Source organism: Micromonospora sp. NPDC003776, from assembly GCF_053605645.1.
The window spans coordinates 1-4191 of sequence record NZ_JBSGJR010000592.1 but is presented as its reverse complement, the minus strand read 5'-3'; the positions used below and the strand labels follow the sequence as shown (position 1 = coordinate 4191).

Here is a 4191-nt window from a genome sequence, read left to right as displayed (position 1 = left end):
CCACGGGTGGGGCCGGAGCGTGCGGTCAGAGGCGTTCGACGGTCGGGCCCTGGCAGCGGTTGCGGGTGTCGAAGACGTAGCCGGCGTGCCGCGTCACCAGGTCGTAGTCGAAGCAGTCGTGGTCGGTGACGACCACCACCGCGTCGGCGGCGCGGACCTCCCGCTCGGTGAGTTCGACCAGCGCCACGCCGTCGGGGATGTGGTGGGCCTCCGCGTACGGCTCGACGGCGAGCACCTCGGCGCCGAGGTCGAGCAGCCGCCGGGCGACGGCCACCGCCGGGGAGTCACGCATGTCGCCGGTGTTGCGCTTGTACGCGAGCCCGAGCAGGAGCAACCGGGCGCCGGTGATGGCGCGTCCCGACCGGTTCAGGCCCGTCATCACCCGGTTCGCGACGTGTTCCGGCATCTCGTGGTTGACGTCGTTGGCCAGTTCGACGAACCGGAACTGCCGGCCGAGCCGCCGTTTGACCTGCCAGGAGAGGTAGCAGGGGTCGATCGGCAGGCAGTGCCCGCCCACGCCCGGCCCCGGGCGGAACGGCATGAAGCCGAACGGTTTCGTCTCGGCCGCCTCGATCGCCTGCCAGACGTCGATGTCGAGCTGGTGGGAGAGCATCGACAGCTCGTTGATCAGTGCGATGTTGACCTGCCGGAAGGTGTTCTCGATCAGCTTGGTCAGCTCCGCCACCCGGGTGGAGTCCACCGGGACGGTCCGCTCGACGAGCCGGCGGTAGAAGCTGTCCACCCGCGCCAGCGAGGGGCCGTCCACCCCGGACACCACCTTCGGGGTGTTCTCCAGCCGCCAGGTCCGGTTGCCCGGGTCGATCCGCTCCGGGCTGTACCCCAGGTGGAAGTCCGCCGGGCTGCGCAGGCCGCTGGTCGACTCCAGCAGCGGGCGCAGCAGTTCCTCGGTGGTGCCCGGGTAGGTGGTCGACTCCAGCACGACGGTGCAACCGGGCCGCAGGTACGGGCCGATGCCCAGGCCGGCCTGCTCGACGTGGCTCAGATCCGGGGTGCCGTCGCGCAGTGGCGTCGGCACGGTGATGACGCAGATGTCGAAGTCCTCGGCGTCGGTGTACTCGGTGCTCGGGCGGTACCGCCCGCTGCCCAGGGCGCGTCCGAGCCGGTCGGCGGGGATGTCCTCGACGTAGGACTCGCCGTTGGCGAGCAGCTTCACCCGCGCGGCGTCGACGTCGAGGCCGACGACGTCCATCCCGGCCTCGACCGCGCGCACGGCCAGCGGCAGACCCACGTATCCCTGGCCGATGACGATCAGTTTCTCAGCGTTCACCCAGGCTCCTCGGAAGACGTGATAGATACCCGTCTGTCACCGTAAGTGCCTGAGACTGCTCGTATGTCCGTTTTGGGGAACGTGAGGCGGTTGAGTGCTGGCGGGACGTGCGGAGGGACTCAGCCGCCGGTTCCGGCCGGCGGCTGACCGCCACCGCCACCGGCCGGGTCGGTGGTCGTCGGGGCGGTGGTCGGCGGAGTCGTCTCCGGGGGCGGGGTGGTGGTCGGGGCCGTCGTCGGCGCGCTCGGCGCGGGCGACGCCGACTCCGACTGGCTTGGCTCGGCCGAGGCGCTCGGCGTCGTGCTGGGCGTTGCCGAGGCGGTCGCGGTCGGCTTCGTCGGGTTCGGCCGGCCCGGCCGGCCGCGCGAGTCGGTCGGCGGCGCCTCGGTGGTGGAGGAGACCTCGCCCAAGGTGGGGGCGACCGCCGGGGTCGTGGTCTGGATGGTGGTGGCCGGGGGCTCGCCGGCGTTCTTCGCCGCGCCCAGCGCGGCGCCGAGGGCGGCCAGCGCCACCAGGACCGCGGCCAGCGCACCGACCAGCGTGCCGCGCCGGCCGCGTCGCCCGGCCGGTGCCGGCGCGGCCGGGGCCGCCATGGTCAGGTCGTCCCGGGTGCTGGCGGGCCCGGCGGCGCCGCGCAGCGCCAGCGGCACCATCGCGGTCGGCGACTCGCCCATCGCCGCCCGGGCCGCCTCCGCCATCGCCGCCCCGGACGGGTAGCGGTCCGCGGGGTCCTTGGCGAGGGCCCGGGCGACCAGGTCGCGGACCGGCTGGGGGATCTCCGCCGGCAGTTCCGGCGGCTCGTCGTCCAGATGCCGGACGGCCACCTGCAGCGGGCTGTCGCCGGTGAACGGCGGCGTGCCGGTGAGGCAGCAGTAGGTGACCGCGCCGAGGGCGTAGATGTCGGTGGCGCCGGAGACCGGCCGGCCGGCGGCCTGCTCGGGGGCCATGTAGAGGGCGGTGCCGGGCACCGCGTTCGTGCTGGTGATGCTGGTCACGTTGGTCGAGCGAGCCACCCCGAAGTCGACCAGGACGACGCTGCCGTCGTCCTGCACCAGCAGGTTGCTCGGCTTGACGTCGCGGTGCACGATGCCCCGGATGTGCGCCGCGTGCAGGGCCTGGGCCACCTGGGCGACGATCGACATGGTCTCGGCGACCTCGAGGTGGCCGGCCGCCACGATCCGCCGGGACAGCGGCTCGCCCTCGACGAACTCCATGACCAGGTAGTCGGCCCGGCTGCCGTCGGGCAGCTCGTCCTCGCCGCAGTCGAAGACCTGCACGATGCCGGGGTTGCGCAGCGACGCCATGATCCGCGCCTCGGCGCGGAAGCGGGCGATGAAGTCGGGGTCGGAGACCAGCGCGGGAAGGAGGACCTTCACCGCGACCTGGCGGCCCAGCACCAGGTCCGTGGCACGCCAGACGTCCCCCATGCCGCCGGTGGCGACACGGTCATCCAGGCGGTACCTACCGCTGAGTACGACCTCCGAAGACAACACCTCCATACCGTACCCAGAGGGGGCCCGAAGTATTTCCGGCGATCTCTCCCGGCGTGGCCGCCGGGCGGCCCGGCGGCGGTCCGTGGCCGGGCCGGCGGGCGACGTGGCCGTTGGCGCAGGGTGACGAGTCGGGTACAATCGGACAGGAAATGCGCCCCTGAGTTCGTATGTCCCAGTTCCGAACACCGGTGCCGGTGGAGCTGACACCGGGGAGCGCGAATCGGGTGGTCTTCGTTACACCGACGCGCCGCCCGAACGGGTAGACATTTCTCTCTCTTTTCCCCACGGATGGCGGCTTGTCGGCCCGTCTGTCCACTCCTAGCGTTGGCCCGGCTCTGGGTCGCCCCATGACGCCGGTACGGTATGTCCGCCGACGGCCGTACCGAGCGGCACATGTCCACACGCGCGCCCGCCCGCCCCGGCGGCGGTCGCCGATCAGGTCAGCGGGGGGCTGATGGTACGGGTGAAGGTCCGGTCACCGGGCCTGCGGGCCGTCGGTCAGGGGACCGGCGGGCGCCGGTCCGAGAGCGTTGGTGCGGCGGGAACGGCGGGTCGATGACCGGTGAGCTGAGCGAGGCGGTGGCCGCGGCGCAGGAGGGCGACGAGGCGGCCTTCCGGTTCCTCTACCGCAGCCTCCAGCCGGGTCTGCTGCGCTACCTCACCGCGCTGGTCGGCGCGGACGCCGAGGACGTCGCCTCGGAGACCTGGCTGCAGATCTCCCGTGACCTGCCCAGCTTCACCGGCGGGGAGTTCCGCGCCTGGACCGTCACCATCGCCCGGAACCGGGCGATGGACCATCTGCGCCGGCAGCGCCGGCGGCCGTCCCTGCCGGTGCCCGTGCAGGCGCTCAGCGAGCTGGCCGGCGACGCCGACACCGCCGAGCGGGCCGGCGAGACCATCGGCACCGAGTCGGCGCTGGCACTGATCGCCACCCTGCCGCCCCGAGAGGCCGAGGCGGTGCTGCTGCGGGCCGTGATCGGCCTCGACGCGGAGACCGCGGGACGGGTGCTCGGCCGGCGGGCGGGCGCCGTCCGCACCGCCGCGCACCGGGGGCTGCGGCGCCTCGCCGCGCTGCTCGAACGCTCCGACCTGGGACCGTCGCCGGGCCTGGCCGGGAAGGACACCCCGCCCCGCCCGCGGACCGGCCGGGGACGGCAGGCGCCGAACGCGCCGAAGGCCGAACCGGCGGACGGATGACGTGAGGGGAACCTGGATGACTTTTCGCCGGTCCGACGGACCCGCCGACCGGGCGGAGTCCGAGCGGCTGCTCGACGCGGCCCGCGCCGGTCGTCCCCCGGCTCCGGGGGACGACCCCCTGACGCACCTGCTCGCCGCGGCCGCCGGCCCGACCGGTCCCGGTGAGCTGTCCGGTGAGGAGCGGGCCCGGGCGGCCCGGAACGCCGCCAGGGC

The 4191-nt window shown here is 73.8% G+C and carries 3 protein-coding genes and 1 pseudogene; 2 read left to right on the top strand and 2 right to left on the bottom strand.

Annotation, left to right across the window (positions count from 1 at the left end):
* Nucleotides 1-25 precede the first annotated feature (25 nt).
* On the bottom strand, nt 26-1288 hold the full coding sequence (locus ACWEVO_RS31535; RefSeq protein WP_452311106.1) for a nucleotide sugar dehydrogenase: 1263 nt from the start codon (nt 1286-1288) through the stop codon (nt 26-28).
* A gap of 119 nt (nt 1289-1407) precedes the next feature.
* Nucleotides 1408-2787 carry a serine/threonine-protein kinase gene (locus ACWEVO_RS31530; RefSeq protein ID WP_452311105.1) on the bottom strand — a complete coding sequence of 460 codons (1380 nt, stop codon included), beginning with the start codon at nt 2785-2787 and terminating at the stop codon, nt 1408-1410.
* Nucleotides 2788-3336: 549 nt separating this feature from the next.
* On the opposite strand from ACWEVO_RS31530, the gene ACWEVO_RS31525 reads away from it, so the two are divergent.
* A complete protein-coding gene (locus ACWEVO_RS31525; protein ID WP_452311104.1) occupies nt 3337-3978 on the top strand; it encodes an RNA polymerase sigma factor in 642 nt (213 codons plus the stop codon).
* Between the two features lie 16 nt (nt 3979-3994).
* Nucleotides 3995-4191: pseudogene (locus ACWEVO_RS31520) on the top strand (hypothetical protein); the annotation flags it as partial.